This is a genomic window from Bacillus sp. FSL H8-0492, assembly GCF_038006145.1.
Lineage (GTDB): Bacteria > Bacillota > Bacilli > Bacillales > Bacillaceae_G > Bacillus_A > Bacillus_A mycoides.
In genome coordinates this window covers 1,416,807-1,433,410 of sequence record NZ_JBBOUP010000001.1, presented here as the reverse complement: position 1 = coordinate 1,433,410, position 16,604 = coordinate 1,416,807, and the positions used below count along the sequence as shown (strand labels likewise).

Sequence of the window (16,604 nt, the reverse complement as noted above, 5' to 3'; positions counted from 1 at the left end):
GCACTTTCTTCTACTCATTCGCAAATATTTTTCCGTTTACTTTTTTAGCGACCACTGTTACCGCTATTAAAATGAATATTAAATATAACCATTTTGTCAAAAGTAACCACCCTTGAAAAATCGCTATTTCATTTATTTGTTCATAACCTTTTATTAGCAAAAACGGGATCGTACTAATTATAATGACAAACTCAATACTAAAAATAATTTTTTTTTCGACTATATGCTTTCCATTCATTCCAGCGATACATAGGTGCAAAAATCAATACTCCTATACATAATATAACTGGTACCCATTCACTTTTAAGAAATTGCCCTGAAATAACTGATAATAGTAAACAAGCGAGCACACCGTAATACCCTATTTTCTCTCTCATTCGTACTACCTCCATTCTACCCTCTCTTTAATATGTAACTCCCTATTCTTATCATGACTCTTAGAAACATAACGACTATAATTACAAGATAAAGACCTTTTGCAGAAGACATCCAATCTTGAAACATAGACATTTTCTCCATTTTCTTTTCGCCCTCTATTAAAATAACCCCTACGACAAATGAACAAACAACAATGATACCTATCATAATTCCAATACTTTTCTTACCATGTTGTTTCATGTCATCCCAACGATATAACAGTATAAAAACAAACCCAAAAACAGGTATGATACTTATCCATTCATTGTTTGTAAGCAGATTTAAAATGATTAATAGACTACAAGATATGATAAATCCCCAAAAACCAATTTCTTTGCGCATAAGTCCTCATTTAATTCCATTTTTAGGATTAATTGCATTGTAACATCCATTTATTGTTCTTACCATTACAGTACATGAAATTTCACTTTTTTTCTTTTTCCTATACTCACATACTTTCACTGCTTCCATACAATGAACTACACGAATGCCTAAAGGATGTGAATGTTATGGGAGTTGAATTAACGCTTTTACATGCTCTCTATGTTCTTTGTTTACTCACTATTATTACCTTTTTTATTTTTAGAAAAGATACGACGATCATTTGTATCGTTTTTATCTTTTTATTAGCATTAACCGCTACAAGTTCTATCCCTCTTGCCATTAGTGGTATCTTTCAAAGTTTCATTTACGCCATTACCGAACTATTACCAACTATATTAATCATCTCCATTATCGTATCAATGAGCAACCTACTCGTTCATACCGGCATAAATGATACGATGATTTCACCATTTACAAAGATGATTCGGACACCTGCACATGCCTACTGGATTATCGGTCTTTTAATGATGACAATTTCCTTTTTCTTTTGGCCTTCTCCAGCTGTCGCCTTAATGGGGGCCATTTTATTACCAGTCGCTGTACGCGTCGGCCTTCCGCCAATTGGAGTCGCAATCGCTATGAACTTATTCGGACACGGCATCGCCTTATCTGGTGACTTCGTTATTCAAGGTGCACCGAAATTAACTGCAGATGCTGCTGGTCTTCCTGTTTCCAGCGTTGTTTCAGCCAGTGTTCCCCTCGTTATCGTTATGGGTATTGTGACAACTTCCGTCGCATTTTTCTTCTTACGAAAAGAATTTCATACAGGCTTATCTATACAAGAATCTATTCCATCAACTGAGTCTTCTAAAACGCTCACTTCATTATCTCCTCAGACAAAAAAATGGCTCGCTATTTGTATTCCGATCGTATATGCCATAGATATTCTTTGCATGATTCAATTTAAACTACAAGGAAGCAATGCAACTGCACTTATCGGCGGGACGACTGTTATTATGATTATCATCATTTCTCTCATCGCCTACAAAGGTAATGGACTGAATAAAACGACCGATTATTTTATAGAAGGGCTCCAATTTGGATTTAAAATCTTTGGTCCAGTTATCCCAATTGCTGCACTCTTTTATTTAGGAGATAGCGGCTTTATAAAAATTATCGGAGACTATTTACCGAAAGGTTCACATGGAATCATTAACGACTTAGGAATCGCCTTATCCCAAACTGTACCTTTAAATCAATATGTATCGGCAGGAACATTAACTATTGTTGGTGTCATAACAGGCTTAGATGGATCTGGTTTTTCCGGTATATCACTTGCTGGTTCGATTGCAAACCTTTTCGGAACAGCACTTGGGCATGGAACCGCTACATTAACAGCACTTGGGCAAATTGCAGCAATCTGGACCGGCGGTGGCACTTTAATTCCTTGGGCGCTTATTCCTGCCGCTGCCATATGCAAAGTAGATCCGTTTGAACTTGCGCGCCGAAACTTTTTACCAGTTGTGATTGGCTTAATCGTCACCACGATCGTTGCGATGTTTATTCTATAGCGTAAGCGAGTATTCTCTTGCTTACGTTTTTTATTGTGAAATCAATCATTTATTACTGACTTTCAAAAGGGATTATGTATATGTTAGCGAAGTTATATTAGGAGAGTATTTATTTCAAAACGTTTACGAGAAACAGATTACTTCAATTAGAAAAGGGGACATAACTATGAATGAATTGATTTTTGTCTTATTAATTTGTCCATTACTTATCTTTATCGTTTCTGTTATTGGAACACGTAGAACGAGAACGTACTATGTAATGCCAATTGTAACGTTTGCTAGTTTTTTAATAGCAGGTGCTATCGCCTTCCCTCCAAAGTTTTTCTTTTGGGTCGGTATGTATAGTATCTTCTCATTTATTATTTCTTATATGACTCTATTGTTTGTGAGAGGATATGAAGTTGCAGAAAACAATAAGTAGTTATTAGTGAGGAGATTGTAATATGATTTTCTTTGATATCGATGGAACTTTACATAAAATTTTAGCAATGATATAAAAAAGACGACCACGTTCCCCCGCGGTCGTCTTTTTTCGTGTTACGCTGTAATCCAAGCTTCGTTTGCTGGATTTTTACGCCACTCTTGTAATTTTTTCGTTTCAGCTTGTCCGATCATACCTTTTTCTGCTGCAACTTCAGTTAATGCACTGTAATCACTTAAAGAATATGATGCTACGTTTGCTGCTTCTAGTTTCTCTTTTCCTGACTCAAGCTCGTATGTGAAGATTGATACGATTCCTAATACTTCACAGCCAGCTTCGCGAAGTGCTTCTACACATGTAATTGCACTACCGCCAGTTGAAATTAAGTCTTCTACTACTACTACTTTTTGACCTTTTTCAGCTTTTCCTTCGATTTGGTTCCCTTTACCGTGACCTTTTGCTTTACTACGCACGTAGCACATTGGTAAATCCATACGATCGCTTACCCATGCAGCGTGCGCAATACCAGCAGTTGCTGTTCCTGCAATAACTTCTACAGTTGGGAAGTGCTCTTTAATTAACTCTTCTAATCCAGCTGCAATCGCTTGGCGTACTTTTGGATAAGATAAAGTTAAACGATTATCACAATAAATTGGTGATTTTATACCAGAAGACCAAGTAAATGGGTCATTCGGTTGTAAAAATACTGCTCCAATTTCTAATAAATGCGATGCGATTTCTTTTTTCATACTGTTACACCTTCCCACTGTTGTTTTACTGTTTTATACGCTTCAAGCGGATTTTCTGCTTTTGTAATACTACGTCCAACTACGATGTAGCTTGAACCAAGTTCCCTCGCACGTTTCGGTGTTGCTACGCGCACTTGGTCATTTACATCATCGCTTGCAAGACGAATCCCCGGTGTTACTGTTACAAATTCATTTCCGCATACTTCACGTAATTTTGGTACTTCAAGTGTTGAACAAACAACTCCATCAAGTCCACTTTCTTTCGTTAATTTTGCATAATGAGCAACCGCTTCTTCTAACGTTTTCTCAATGCCAATCTCTTTTTTCATCATAGCTTCCGAAGTGCTTGTTAATTGTGTAACGGCAATACAAATCGGTCTCTCTTTTCCTTCTTGCTTACCTTCCTCTAATCCCTCAATCGCAGCTTTCATCATACTGCTTCCCCCAGCAGCATGAACATTTACCATATCTACATCTAGACTAGCTAGGCTACGCATAGCGCTTTTTACCGTATTCGGAATATCATGAAGTTTTAAATCTAGGAAGATTTTATGTCCTTTTTCTTTTAAGTACGTAATAATTGCAGGACCTTCTTTGTAAAACAACTCCATACCAACTTTGACAAATAACTCTTCCCCTTCAAAGTGGTGTAAGAATTGTTCTACCTCTTGTTTCCCTGGAAAATCTAGTGCAACGATTAACGACTGTGACATATTTGCTTCCAGCTCCTTCCTTGACATTCCGAAATATGATCAAATCCTAATTCATCTAGTAATGCTGGTAATTCTTCAATAATTGTCGGACATACGAACGGATCGATAAAGTTCGCCGTTCCAACTGCAACCGCGCTTGCGCCAGCATAGAAGAATTCAATTACATCTTCCGCTGTTTCAATACCACCCATTCCGATGATCGGAATGTTAACAGCTTGACTTACTTCATGTACCATACGAATTGCTACTGGCTTAATCGCAGGCCCGGATAGTCCGCCCGTACGGTTTGCTAAAATTGGTTTTGCAGTTTTTAAATCTAGACGCATACCAAGCAATGTATTAATCATCGTTAAACCGTCCGCACCCGCATTTTCAATTGCTTTTGCAATTTCCACAATGTTTGCCACGTTCGGTGACAATTTCACATATACCGGTACTTCAGAAACCTCTTTTACTCGCTTCGTTAAATCAGCAGCAATTTCAGGATTTGTACCAAAAGCGATACCACCCGTTTTTACGTTTGGACAAGAAATATTTAATTCTAGTGCATGAACATTAGGTGCCTTTGAAATCGCCTTCGCAACCGCTACGTAATCCTCAGCTTGTGAACCCGCAACGTTTGCAATAATCGGAAGATCAAATTGCTCGAGAAAAGGTAATTCAGAATTCATTACCTTTTCTAATCCAGGATTTTGAAGCCCGATTGCATTTAGCATTCCGCCTGGTGTTTCAGCAACACGAGGCGTTGGGTTTCCATAACGAGGTTGTTCTGTTGTCGCTTTAATCATAATTGATCCAAGTACACTTAAATCATAGAACTGTGCATACTCACGACCAAATCCGAAGCAACCAGATGCTGGGATGATTGGATTTTTTAATGATAACCCTGGTAATTCAACTTGCAATCTGTTCATAGTACAACCTCCCCGATTGGAAATACTGGTCCGTCGCTACACACCTTCTTGTAAGAATGTCCACTCGGATCTGCTTGCAAATGGCATACACATGCGAAACATGCTCCGATACCACAGCCCATACGTTCTTCTAATGAAATGTAGGCTTTTCTCTCCTTATAGCGTCCTTCTAATGCACGAAGCATCGCTAAAGGTCCACATGAGTAGAGAATGTCAAAGTCAATTCCATAGCTATCAATTACATCTGTTACAAAACCTTTTGTACCATGTGTACCATCAACTGTTGCAACATACGTATCACCAAGTTCTGCGAATTTCTCTTCATAGAAGACAACATCTTTCGTTTGGAAACCTAAGATGTGAATAACGCGTACTCCTTTTGCTACAAGACGCTGTGACAATTCATATAGTGGTGGTACACCAATTCCCCCACCAACTAATAGAGCCGTTTGTCCAGATTCCGCTTCTTCTACAGGAAATCCATGACCAAGTGGTCCTAACACATCTACAAGTTCACCTTGTTTTCTTTTCGCTAATGTTTTTGTCCCTTGTCCTTCCGCACGATATAGCATTGTAAATTCGTTCTTGTCTTGATCGACATTACAAATACTAATTGGGCGGCGCAGAAGGGGCGTAATGCCCTCTGCTACCTTAATGTGTACAAACTGCCCTGGATCGTTCATTTGCTGCACTAAATCCCCTTGAAGCACTAATTCGTAAATGTTTTTTGCGATTTCTTTTTGGTTAACGACGATCATATTTTGCTTTTGCATCATGCATGTACCACCTCGTGACGCTTCGTTTGCGTAATTTCTTTCATTGAATGAGCTGAGAATGTCATAGATTCTAATACTCTCAAGATTGCTCTCGTTGTATCAAGTGATGTTAAGCAAGCCACACCATTTTCTACTGATTCACGGCGAATGCGGAAACCATCACGCGCTGGTTGTTTTCCTTTTGTTAATGTATTGATTACAAACTGCGCTTTCCCTTGACGGATAATATCAAGTAAGTTGTAGTCTTCAGAATCAATTTTGTTTACAACTTGCACCGGAATGTTTTGTTCTGTTAGCGATTGTGCTGTTCCTGCTGTTGCTAATAAGTTATAGCCGATTTCATGGAAGCGTTTTGCAATTTCCAGCGCTTCTTCTTTATCTTTATCCGCTACAGTGATGATTACTGATCCGTGCGTTGGAATGTTAATTCCTGAAGCAACAAGTCCTTTATATAATGCTTTTTCAAGCGTTAAATCTTTACCCATTACTTCCCCTGTTGATTTCATTTCAGGCCCTAATGTTGTATCAACTGAGCGTAGTTTCGCAAATGAGAATACCGGTGCTTTTACATACACTTCCTTCTCTTCTGGGTGATAGCCAGTTCCATATCCTTGTTCTACAAGGTTTTGACCTAAAATAACTTTCGTTGCGATATTTGCCATCGGTACGCCTGTAATTTTACTTAAGAATGGTACTGTACGGCTCGCACGTGGATTTACTTCAATTACATACACTTCATCTTTGAATACTACAAACTGAATATTTAGTAATCCAACAATGTTTAAACCTTTTCCAAGCCCAATTGTATGTTCAATAATTTGTTCTTTTAGTTTTTCAGATAAGCTCTGTGGTGGATATACTCCAATTGAATCCCCAGAGTGAACTCCAGCGCGTTCGATATGTTCCATAATACCTGGAATGAATACATTCTCACCGTCTGAAATTGCATCTACTTCAATTTCTTTACCAACCATATAACGGTCGATTAATACTGGGTGATCTGCGTGAACTTTAACCGCATTTTTCATGTAGTGCAGTAATTCTTCTTGACGATATACGATTTCCATCGCACGTCCACCTAGTACGTAAGATGGTCTTACTAATACTGGGTAACCAATTTTGTCAGCGATCGCTACTGCTTGCTCTACAGTCGTTGCTGTTTTACCAACTGGTTGCGGGATACCAAGCTTTGTTAAAGCTGCTTCAAACTTATCACGATCTTCTGCACGGTCTAAATCTTCAAGTGATGTTCCTAAGATTTTCACACCGTGTGCTTCTAATTTAGCCGCTAAGTTAATTGCCGTTTGTCCGCCGAATTGGACGATAACACCTTCTGGCTTTTCTAAATCGATAATGTGCATTACATCTTCGATTGTTAATGGTTCAAAGTATAATTTGTCAGAAATACTGAAGTCTGTTGAAACTGTTTCTGGGTTGTTATTAACAATGATTGCCTCATATCCAGCTTCTTTTATTGCCCATACAGAGTGAACTGTTGCATAATCAAACTCAACACCTTGACCAATACGGATTGGACCAGATCCTAGTACAACTACACTCTTACGATCTGTTACAATCGATTCATTCTCGTCACCATATGTGCTGTAGTAGTATGGTGTTGCAGATTCAAACTCTGCCGCACAAGTATCTACCATCTTATAAACAGGAGTCATATTGCTTTCTTTACGCATATCGTAAATTTCACGCTCTGTTTTGTTCCAAGCATTGGCGATGTAATGGTCACTGAAGCCCATTTCTTTAGCAGATTGTAACACTTCCATATTTCCTACATTCGCTTTTACTTCGCGTTCCATGTTTACGATATTTTCAATTTTTTGTAAGAAGAAGAAGTCCATTTCACACCATTCGTTGATTTCTTCTTTCGTTACACCTTGACGGATTGCTTCTGCTACAACGAACAGACGCTCGTCATCAGCTTTTATAATACGCTTTTTCATCGTTTCTTTATCAAGCTCTTTTAAGTGGTCTAACTCTAGGTGATAAACGCCAAGCTCTAAAGAACGAATCGCTTTTAATAATGATTGTTCTAAGTTACGTCCGATTGACATAACTTCACCAGTTGCCTTCATTTGTGTACCAAGTGTTCTGTTTGCTGATTCAAACTTATCAAATGGCCAACGTGGAATTTTTGAAACAACATAGTCTAATGCTGGCTCGAAGCAAGCATATGTTTTTTGTGTTACTGGGTTTATAATTTCATCTAATGTTAAACCGACTGCAATTTTCGCCGCTAGCTTCGCAATTGGATATCCAGTTGCTTTAGATGCTAGTGCAGACGAACGACTCACACGCGGGTTTACTTCGATTACATAGTATTGGAAGCTATGTGGATCAAGTGCAAGCTGAACGTTACATCCACCTTCAATTCCTAATGCACGAATAATTCTTAATGAAGTGTTTCGTAACATTTGATACTCACGGTCACTTAATGTTTGGCTCGGTGCTACAACGATAGAATCACCTGTGTGAACCCCAACCGGATCGATATTTTCCATGTTACATACTACAATCGCGTTATCATTCGAATCACGCATTACTTCATATTCAATTTCCTTACAACCGGCAATACTCTTTTCTAATAAACATTGTGTTACTGGACTATGTTTTAATCCACCTGATACGATTTCAATTAGTTCTTCTTCATTATTACAGATTCCGCCACCTGTTCCCCCCATTGTAAATGCTGGGCGAACAATAACTGGATAACCAATTTCTTTTACAAATTCATGTGCTTCTTCCAGCGTATGAATAATCGTGCTAGATGGAATTGGTTCATTTAATTCCTGCATTAATGTACGGAATAAATCACGATCCTCGGCTTGCTCGATTGCTGATAATTTTGTTCCTAAAATTTCAACTCCGCACTCTTCAAGTATGCCTGATTTCGCAAGTTCAACAGCCATGTTTAGGCCTGTTTGACCACCTAATGTTGGTAGGAGTGCATCTGGACGTTCTTTACGAATGATACGGCTTACGAATTCTAATGTTAATGGTTCTATATATACTTTATCTGCTGTTGCAGTATCTGTCATAATTGTTGCTGGGTTAGAGTTAACAAGGATTACTTTGTAACCTTCTTCTCTAAGAGATTGACAAGCTTGTGTACCAGAGTAATCAAACTCTGCTGCTTGCCCAATTACAATTGGTCCTGATCCGATTACTAAAATTGTGTTAATGTCTAGGCGTTTTGGCATAACTCTTCCCCTTCTTTCTTGAAGTTTTCAATCATTGCTAAGAAATCTTCGAATAAATCATTTGCATCTTCTGGTCCTGCAGAAGCTTCTGGATGGTATTGCACTGTAAATGCTGGGAGCTTCGTATGACGAAGACCTTCTACTGTTCCATCATTTAAAGCAACATGTGTAATTTCCAGTTCTGTATTTCCAACTGATTCTTCTTCTACTGCGTAACCATGGTTTTGAGATGTAATTGCTACTTTTCCAGTTGCAAGATTTTTTACTGGATGATTTAAACCACGGTGACCGAATTTTAACTTACTTGTATTCGCACCAGATGCCAGGGCGAACAATTGATGTCCTAGGCAAATCCCGAATAAAGGAACTTTACCAATAATTTCCTTTAACATTTCAATTGCTTCTGGTACATCTTTTGGGTCCCCAGGTCCATTACTTAACATAGTTCCATCTGGGCTAAGGCGTAGAATTTCTTCTGCTGTTGTATTGTAAGGTACAACAATTACATCACAATCACGCTTATTTAATTCTCGTAAAATACCATGTTTCATTCCGAAGTCTACAAGTACAACTCGGTGTCCACGGCCTGGACTTGGATATGGATCTTTTGTTGATACGCGTTTCACATGATCTGTAAAGACAGTTGCTTTCAATTGGCTAACGATGTCCTCTACATCCACATCCATATTGCAAAGACGTCCGCGTAAAGTTCCATATTGACGAATTTTTCTTGTTAATTTTCTCGTATCAATTCCTGCTAATCCTGGGATATTTCTTTCTTTCAAGTAATCATTTAGCGAAATTTCATTACGGAAGTTTGATGGGTGATCACAAATTTCGTTTACGATTAAACCATTTACAGATGGGTGAATTGATTCAAAATCATCACGGTTAATGCCGTAGTTCCCGATTAATGGATACGTAAATGTTACGATTTGACCGCAGTATGATGGATCAGATAAAGTTTCTTGATATCCAGTCATCCCAGTTGTAAATACAACCTCACCTGACTTTTCTATTTCTCCTCCGAAACCTTTTCCAATTAATACTGTTCCATCTTCTAAGATAAGTTGTCTTTTCATACTAATGCACTCTCCTTTTGCCATGCGATCTTACCACCAACGATTGTCATAACCGGCCAACCTTGGCATTTCCAACCTGCGAATGGTGTGTTTTTTCCTTTTGATAAGAATGTTGTTGGATCAATTTCTTCTTCTTGTTCTAAATCGATAATTGTAATATCAGCTGTTCTACCTTCTGTTAGGCGCCCTGCTTCTAAACCGAATGTGTCAGCTGGTTTTTCTGTTAAGAATTGAATCAGTTGCTCTAATGTAATGATTCCTTTTTTCACAAGGTTCGTATATAAAAGCGGGAATGCTGTTTCAAAACCAGTAATTCCGAACGGTGCTCTTTCAATCCCTTGCGCTTTCTCTTCTGCAGTATGCGGTGCATGGTCAGTTGCGATCATATCAATTGTTCCATCTAATAGTCCTTCAATTAACGCTGCATGATCTTCTTTTCCTCGAAGCGGTGGATTCATTTTAAAGTTAGGATCAGCCGATGGGATATCATCTTCACATAATACTAAGTGATGCGGTGTTACTTCTGCTGTCACCTTAATTCCAGCACGTTTCGCGTCACGGATTACACGTACAGATCCTTTTGTACTTACATGACATACGTGGTAGTGACAATTTGCAGCTTCCGCAAGTAAGATGTCCCGGGCAATATGTACGGATTCACATACTGATGGGATACCGTTTAATCCGTGTTTCTCAGAAAACTTCCCTTCATGTACACATCCTTTATTAATAAGTGTGTTCTCTTCACAGTGTGCAACAACTGCCATATTTAATTTCGATGCACGCTTCATTGCAGCTAACATCATGCTTGCATCTTGCACGCCTACGCCATCATCAGTGAAAGCAAACGCTCCAAGTTCTTTTAACGTTTCAAAATCGGTCATTTCAGAACCTGCTTGACGTACTGTAATTGCTCCATATGGTAATACATTTACATGTGCTTTTTCTTTAATACGCTTTTGCAGGTCTTCCATATGTTCTTTACAATCTGGTACTGGGCGTGTGTTTGGCATTGCGCAAATTGTAGTAAATCCACCTTTTGCTGCTGCAAGTGTTCCTGTTTCAATTGTTTCTTTATGTTCACCACCTGGTTCACGAAGATGAACGTGTACATCTACTAATCCAGGTGCGATTAACTTTCCATTTACATCGATTACTTCAGCATTATCTGCCGTAATATTTTCTGCTACCTTCGCAATTTTACCGTCTTGTACGAGAAGATCTGTTGCTACAATTGTTCCTTCTGCATTCATATAACGACCATTTTTAAACAAATAATTCATGTTTCATTCCTCCTAATACATTTGGTAATGCGCGTTTTAGTACAGCCATTCTTACGTAGACCCCGTTTTCCATTTGCTTGAATATGCGTGAGCGTTCACACTCGACAAGTTCACTCGCAATTTCAACATCACGGTTTACAGGGGCTGGATGCATAATAATGCTTCCTTCTTTCATACGTTTTTCTCTTTCAACTGTTAACCCATGTTGCTCGTGATACTCTTTCATAATGTCTGTTTCATAATGGTCATGACGCTCATGTTGTACACGAAGTAACATCATCACATCCACTTCTGGAACAAGTTCATCTAAACTCTTGTACGTTCCAAATGTATTCTCTTCATCTTTCCACTCTTGTGGGCTTGCAAAATAAATTGTCGCGCCCAGTTTCGTTAATGCTTCTGCATTAGAACGTGCTACTCGGCTATGACGAACATCCCCAACTATTGCAATCTTCAAACCTTCAAATCTTCCAAACTCTTGTTTAATTGTTAGAAGATCGAGTAGACATTGCGTTGGATGATTTCCACATCCATCTCCAGCGTTCAAGATTGGGATATTCACCTGATCTTTTAATTCATCGAAGTAACGATCTTGCTCATGGCGGATGACTACCGCTTTTGTTCCGATTGATTCTAGTGTTCTTATCGTATCGTATAAAGTTTCTCCTTTTTGTACGCTAGATGCATCTGCGGAAAAGTCTAATACTTCAAGTCCTAATCTCTTCTCAGCAACTTCAAAGCTAAATCTCGTCCTCGTACTATTCTCAAAGAACAAGTTCGCAACAAATGTTTGCTCTGTCGTTTTTCTCTCTTTTCCATTCGCGAAATCTTCTGAGTCTTTTAGGATTTCTGAAATTTCTTGTTCCGATAATTCACTCATCGTTAACAAATGGCTCATCGTCATCCCTCATCTTTCTGTTTTTTATGATAACACCATTGAATTTATATAACAATAACTGTATAAAAATACCCTAGTCTTTGAGACTAGGGTGCGTTAAAGTAGCCACCCTTTTCTATCTCACAGGACTGAATTAAAAGGTTATTTTTATGAAGCAATCTGCTTAGATTGTTTTGTTTTATTTGTTTGTTTTGTCTCTGGTAGTAGTAGATTTAATAGTACACCTACAATTGCTGCTAGCGCCATTCCTTCTACTTGGAACGATTCACCTACGTGCAGTACCGCTCCGCCAATACCGATTACTAGTATAACTGATGCAATCATTAAGTTTCGTTTGTCACCTAAGTCTGTTTTATCGTCTACCATCATACGTAAACCACTTGATGCGATTACACCGAAGAGTAAGATTGATACACCACCCATAACTGGTGTTGGAATCGAATGAATCAGTGCTGAAATCTTCCCGATAAATCCAAACATGATTGCGAACACTGCTGAACCGATGAATAAGTATACACTGTATGCTCTCGTAATTGCTAGCACACCGATGTTTTCACCGTACGTTGTATTCGGTGGTCCTCCTATTAGTGATGCGATCAATGTTGCTATCCCATCACCGAAGATTGAACGATGTAAACCTGGTTTTTCAATTAAATCTCTTTTAATAACATTTCCAAGTACAATTTGATGTCCGATATGTTCTGAAATTGTTACAAGTGCAACTGGCACCATTAAGAGTACAATTTTCCATGAAAACTCCGGAGTATATGTTACAAACGGTACTGTGAAGTCTGGTATGACAAACCATTTTGCCTCAGCTACTGGCTTTAAATCTACTAGCCCTTGGAAGTAAGCGAATATATACCCGCCGATGATTCCAAGTAGCACTGGTATGATACTGAAAAATCCTCTCCCGAATATGGAGCAAATGATTGTAATTGCTAATGTTACTAATGCTACTGAAAAGTGTGTAATGCTATACTTACCATCCGCACCGTTCATCGCCATGTTCACTGCTGTATGTGCTAAAGATAAACCGATTACCATTACGACTGGCCCAACTACGATTGGCGGAAGTAATTTCATAATCCATTCTGACCCAGATTTCTTAATTCCGAGTGAGATTAAGATGTAAACAAGTCCCGCAAGCATTCCTCCAAGCATCGCTGCTCCAGGTCCACCTGCTGTTTTCGCTGTAATAATTGGTGCAATAAAGGCGAATGATGATCCTAAATATGCTGGTACTTGACCTTTCGTTATTAGAAGAAACGCTAGCGTTCCTAATCCACTTGATATTAAAGCTACTGATGGATTCAGTCCTGTTAAAAACGGAACAAGCACTGTTGATCCAAACATCGCGAACAAATGTTGTATACTTAATAATAACCATTTTCCCGGTTTCGGTACTTCATGAATGTCTAACACTGGCTTTTGCTCCATTGTTACATCCTCCTTCAGTTTTAATTTTTGCAATAAAAAAACTCTTTGTGCCTGTGCACAAAGAGTCCTACACTTTCGTATGCCAAATTTGACATATGAAAGCCAAGACCCTTTGGCAGCCTCACAGGACTACATTTAAAAGGGCTTTACTTATCGTATATGCTTACTCGATCTTGTTGATCTGTCTCTTGCAAATCAACTTCGATACGCTCTTCACTAGATGTTGGAATGTTCTTTCCTACATAATCAGCGCGAATTGGTAATTCACGATGACCTCTATCAACAAGAACAGCCAATTGGATTTGTGATGGTCTACCTAAATCCATAAGAGCATCCATTGCTGCTCGAACTGTTCTACCTGTATATAACACATCATCCACAAGGATAACTTTTTTCTTCGTAATATCTACAGGAATATCAGAACCTTTTACAAGTGGTTCTTTATGTTTCGATTGTAGTGTTAAATCATCACGATATAACGTAATATCTAACTCTCCTACTTCCATCTCTTTTCCTTCAATTTGACCAATTCGTTCTGCCAAACGTTGTGCAATAAAAATTCCACGTGTTTTTATTCCGACAAGAACACAATTATCGACACCTTTATTTCGTTCCACGATTTCATGACTAATTCGTGTTAAAGCGCGGCGAATCATTTGGTCATCTAAAACGACAGCTTTCTCTTGCATGCTCTACACCTCCAAGTTTTTTTCTTGCGTGAGAGTAATGGTATAAAAAAAGTCCTCTCAGCGTGTGCGAGAGGACTTTTGAAAAAGGGTACAACATACCCTAAGTATTTCAAACCGTTACCTTCTCAACCTCACGGGGCTGTGTTAAAGGATCATTATTTAACTGTTGTCAGTATCTCAGTTTTCTTATGATTTGTCAATACTATTTCCGTAAAATATTTAGCGCTTCTTCAAACACTTCTGGAATCGGTGCCTCAAACTCAATATATTCACCAGTACGAGGGTGATCGAAACCTAAAATCCCTGCATGAAGTGCTTGTCCATTCATATCTAATGTTTTCTTCGGACCATACTTTGGATCCCCTGCAAGTGGATAACCAATATATTTCATATGAACACGAATTTGGTGTGTACGTCCCGTTTCTAAGCGGCATTCTACAAGTGTGAAATCCTTAAATCGCTCTAACACTTGGAAATGTGTAACTGCATTCTTACCATTTTCATCAACAGTCATACTTTGACGTTCTTTTTTATCACGACCAATTGGAGCGTCAATTATTCCTTTATCATGTGGAATTACACCATGTACAATCGCTTTATAACGTCTTGTTACCGTTTTTGCTACAAGTTGATTTACAAGTGATTCATGCGCCATATCATTTTTAGCAACCATTAATAATCCAGATGTATCCTTATCAATACGGTGTACTATACCAGGACGCATTACACCGTTAATACCTGATAGGTCTGTACAATGATGCATAAGTCCGTTTACAAGCGTACCCTTCGTATGCCCTGGTGCTGGATGTACTACCATGCCACGCGGCTTATTTACAACTAGTACATCGGCATCTTCATAATAAACTTCTAAATTCATATCTTCCGGTTGAATATCTAACTCTTCTGGCTCGGGAATTGTTACTGTAATTTCATCATTTCCTTTTACTTTATAATTCCCTTTAACTGATTTCCCATTTACTGTCACAACAGCATCTTTAATCCATTGCTGCACTTGTGAACGTGACCATTCACTGTTTATTTCTGCAACGAATTTATCAATTCGCTCGCTTTTTTGTTCTTCTGCAACTGTTACTTGTACTACTTCACTCATTCAATTACTCCTTCGCTTTCTTTCCTTCTAATACTGTTTGAATAATAATTAATACAACTCCAATACATAATGCTGAGTCAGCTATATTGAATACCGGATAGTTGTACGAGAAAATATACACGTGAATGAAATCCACTACTTCTTGTCTAAATACACGATCAATAAAATTGCCAATTGCTCCGCCTAAAATTAGACCTAATGAAATACCTAGAAGCTTGTCCGTTTTCGCATATTTTTTCATATAAAATACGATAAATGCTACGAAAATGACTGTAATAATGTAGAAAAACCACATTTTATTTTCTAAAATACCCCAGGCAGCTCCTCTATTTCGATGAGATGTTATGTATAATACATTATCGATAATCGGAATGCTCGTACCCAATTCCATGTTCTTTACAATTAGCCACTTCGATATTTGATCGATGGCAATGACAAATAACGCTATTACATAATATATCATTTTCATTTCCCCCACAAAGACAGTGTACCTCAAAATTTTAGCATAGCTGCTACCTTTTCACAATGAACCTTTGTAGAAGAATAAAATAAATTAAAAAAAGGTAACATAATATCGTTGTGCGTATTCATACATTTACCTTTTCATAGAAAAATTCATGAATAGTACGAGCAGTCGGCATTGTTTTCATTTGTTTTGTAGAAATCGCTCTTCCAGTTTCTTCACAAATACCGTACATATCTATTTCCATTTTAAACAATGCACGTTCTACATCTTTTAAATCCTCTTTTATATCATGTAATAGCAATTTTTTCTTTGTCTCTTCCTTTATTTCGTATCCAAGTTCTTGCCCAAATTCCATATAGTATGTGTGCATTACTTCTTTCGCCAATCTATCTTGCAACTCTTTTCTCATCAATTGTAATTCTTCTTTTATTTCCATATAAATTTCATTCACGTGTACATTCCTCCCAGCTGCAATGTACAATTAGTGTGTCCGAAATTTCCACGCTTACCTCACACACATTTTTCCTTCATAGGA

General features: G+C 38.2%; 16 protein-coding genes and 1 pseudogene. 2 read left to right on the top strand and 15 right to left on the bottom strand.

The window, feature by feature from the left end; all coding sequences use genetic code 11:
• Nucleotides 1–10: 10 nt before the first annotated feature.
• Together MHH66_RS07430 and MHH66_RS07425 are read right to left on the bottom strand one after the other, a co-directional pair.
• Nucleotides 11–377 (bottom strand): annotated as a pseudogene (locus MHH66_RS07430) (YoqO family protein).
• Nucleotides 378–393: 16 nt separating this feature from the next.
• Entirely contained in the window at nt 394–759 is a 366-nt protein-coding gene (locus MHH66_RS07425; protein ID WP_063219164.1) for a YoqO family protein, read from the bottom strand.
• 167 nt (nt 760–926) lie between these two features.
• Here MHH66_RS07425 and MHH66_RS07420 point away from each other — a divergent pair, with 167 nt between their 5' ends.
• Both MHH66_RS07420 and MHH66_RS07415 read left to right on the top strand, forming a co-directional pair.
• Entirely contained in the window at nt 927–2,312 is a 1,386-nt protein-coding gene (locus MHH66_RS07420) for a hypothetical protein (RefSeq protein WP_063219163.1), read from the top strand.
• A 166-nt stretch (nt 2,313–2,478) separates the two neighbouring features.
• The gene (locus MHH66_RS07415) at nt 2,479–2,733 is read left to right on the top strand and encodes a YbeF family protein (protein WP_078184351.1); all 255 of its coding nucleotides are present in this window, start codon (nt 2,479–2,481) and stop codon (nt 2,731–2,733) included.
• A 116-nt stretch (nt 2,734–2,849) separates the two neighbouring features.
• Here MHH66_RS07415 and pyrE read toward each other — a convergent pair whose 3' ends face one another.
• The 13 genes from pyrE to MHH66_RS07350 form a co-directional block, all read right to left on the bottom strand.
• On the bottom strand, nt 2,850–3,482 hold the full coding sequence (pyrE, locus tag MHH66_RS07410; protein ID WP_002137968.1) for an orotate phosphoribosyltransferase: 633 nt from the start codon (nt 3,480–3,482) through the stop codon (nt 2,850–2,852).
• Entirely contained in the window at nt 3,479–4,195 is a 717-nt protein-coding gene (pyrF, locus tag MHH66_RS07405) for an orotidine-5'-phosphate decarboxylase (RefSeq protein WP_000083510.1), read from the bottom strand. Before pyrF ends, pyrE begins: the two co-directional genes overlap by 4 nt.
• Nucleotides 4,180–5,109: a dihydroorotate oxidase B catalytic subunit gene (gene pyrD, locus MHH66_RS07400; protein ID WP_078184352.1), complete on the bottom strand. Its 930-nt coding sequence runs from the start codon at nt 5,107–5,109 to the stop codon at nt 4,180–4,182. The genes pyrF and pyrD overlap by 16 nt, the downstream gene beginning before the upstream one ends.
• Nucleotides 5,106–5,885 carry a dihydroorotate oxidase B electron transfer subunit gene (gene pyrK / locus MHH66_RS07395; protein ID WP_002088239.1) on the bottom strand — a complete coding sequence of 260 codons (780 nt, stop codon included), beginning with the start codon at nt 5,883–5,885 and terminating at the stop codon, nt 5,106–5,108. Before pyrK ends, pyrD begins: the two co-directional genes overlap by 4 nt.
• Nucleotides 5,882–9,100, bottom strand: a complete 3,219-nt coding sequence (gene carB, locus MHH66_RS07390) for a carbamoyl-phosphate synthase large subunit (RefSeq protein WP_002128845.1) — start codon at nt 9,098–9,100, stop codon at nt 5,882–5,884. The genes pyrK and carB overlap by 4 nt, the downstream gene beginning before the upstream one ends.
• On the bottom strand, nt 9,085–10,182 hold the full coding sequence (locus MHH66_RS07385) for a carbamoyl phosphate synthase small subunit (protein ID WP_078184353.1): 1,098 nt from the start codon (nt 10,180–10,182) through the stop codon (nt 9,085–9,087). Before MHH66_RS07385 ends, carB begins: the two co-directional genes overlap by 16 nt.
• Complete coding sequence (gene pyrC, locus MHH66_RS07380; RefSeq protein WP_002088243.1) at nt 10,179–11,465, bottom strand: dihydroorotase; 1,287 nt, start codon at nt 11,463–11,465, stop codon at nt 10,179–10,181. The genes MHH66_RS07385 and pyrC overlap by 4 nt, the downstream gene beginning before the upstream one ends.
• Nucleotides 11,449–12,363: an aspartate carbamoyltransferase gene (pyrB, locus tag MHH66_RS07375; RefSeq protein WP_078184354.1), complete on the bottom strand. Its 915-nt coding sequence runs from the start codon at nt 12,361–12,363 to the stop codon at nt 11,449–11,451. The genes pyrC and pyrB overlap by 17 nt, the downstream gene beginning before the upstream one ends.
• A 147-nt stretch (nt 12,364–12,510) precedes the next feature.
• Complete coding sequence (gene uraA, locus MHH66_RS07370) at nt 12,511–13,803, bottom strand: uracil permease (RefSeq protein ID WP_002014712.1); 1,293 nt, start codon at nt 13,801–13,803, stop codon at nt 12,511–12,513.
• A 146-nt stretch (nt 13,804–13,949) separates the two neighbouring features.
• Nucleotides 13,950–14,492, bottom strand: a complete 543-nt coding sequence (pyrR, locus tag MHH66_RS07365) for a bifunctional pyrimidine operon transcriptional regulator/uracil phosphoribosyltransferase (protein ID WP_001156489.1) — start codon at nt 14,490–14,492, stop codon at nt 13,950–13,952.
• 202 nt (nt 14,493–14,694) lie between these two features.
• Nucleotides 14,695–15,603, bottom strand: coding sequence for an RluA family pseudouridine synthase (locus tag MHH66_RS07360; RefSeq protein ID WP_002033761.1), 909 nt, complete (start codon nt 15,601–15,603; stop codon nt 14,695–14,697).
• A gap of 4 nt (nt 15,604–15,607) precedes the next feature.
• Nucleotides 15,608–16,066: a lipoprotein signal peptidase LspA gene (gene lspA / locus MHH66_RS07355; protein WP_002128849.1), complete on the bottom strand. Its 459-nt coding sequence runs from the start codon at nt 16,064–16,066 to the stop codon at nt 15,608–15,610.
• A 124-nt stretch (nt 16,067–16,190) separates the two neighbouring features.
• The gene (locus MHH66_RS07350; RefSeq protein ID WP_002014715.1) at nt 16,191–16,520 is read right to left on the bottom strand and encodes a hypothetical protein; all 330 of its coding nucleotides are present in this window, start codon (nt 16,518–16,520) and stop codon (nt 16,191–16,193) included.
• Nucleotides 16,521–16,604 lie beyond the last annotated feature (84 nt).

Excerpts from the sequence above, each read along its gene's own strand:
- MHH66_RS07425 (WP_063219164.1), bottom strand. The coding sequence starts at position 759 with ATGCGCAAAGAAATTGGTTTTTGGGGATTTATCATATCTTGTAGTCTA.
- MHH66_RS07420 (WP_063219163.1), top strand. The coding sequence starts at position 927 with ATGGGAGTTGAATTAACGCTTTTACATGCTCTCTATGTTCTTTGTTTA.
- MHH66_RS07415 (WP_078184351.1), top strand. The coding sequence starts at position 2,479 with ATGAATGAATTGATTTTTGTCTTATTAATTTGTCCATTACTTATCTTT.
- pyrE (WP_002137968.1), bottom strand. The coding sequence starts at position 3,482 with ATGAAAAAAGAAATCGCATCGCATTTATTAGAAATTGGAGCAGTATTT.
- pyrF (WP_000083510.1), bottom strand. The coding sequence starts at position 4,195 with ATGTCACAGTCGTTAATCGTTGCACTAGATTTTCCAGGGAAACAAGAG.
- pyrD (WP_078184352.1), bottom strand. The coding sequence starts at position 5,109 with ATGAACAGATTGCAAGTTGAATTACCAGGGTTATCATTAAAAAATCCA.
- pyrK (WP_002088239.1), bottom strand. The coding sequence starts at position 5,885 with ATGATGCAAAAGCAAAATATGATCGTCGTTAACCAAAAAGAAATCGCA.
- carB (WP_002128845.1), bottom strand. The coding sequence starts at position 9,100 with ATGCCAAAACGCCTAGACATTAACACAATTTTAGTAATCGGATCAGGA.
- MHH66_RS07385 (WP_078184353.1), bottom strand. The coding sequence starts at position 10,182 with ATGAAAAGACAACTTATCTTAGAAGATGGAACAGTATTAATTGGAAAA.
- pyrC (WP_002088243.1), bottom strand. The coding sequence starts at position 11,465 with ATGAATTATTTGTTTAAAAATGGTCGTTATATGAATGCAGAAGGAACA.
- pyrB (WP_078184354.1), bottom strand. The coding sequence starts at position 12,363 with ATGAGCCATTTGTTAACGATGAGTGAATTATCGGAACAAGAAATTTCA.
- uraA (WP_002014712.1), bottom strand. The coding sequence starts at position 13,803 with ATGGAGCAAAAGCCAGTGTTAGACATTCATGAAGTACCGAAACCGGGA.
- pyrR (WP_001156489.1), bottom strand. The coding sequence starts at position 14,492 with ATGCAAGAGAAAGCTGTCGTTTTAGATGACCAAATGATTCGCCGCGCT.
- MHH66_RS07360 (WP_002033761.1), bottom strand. The coding sequence starts at position 15,603 with ATGAGTGAAGTAGTACAAGTAACAGTTGCAGAAGAACAAAAAAGCGAG.
- lspA (WP_002128849.1), bottom strand. The coding sequence starts at position 16,066 with ATGATATATTATGTAATAGCGTTATTTGTCATTGCCATCGATCAAATA.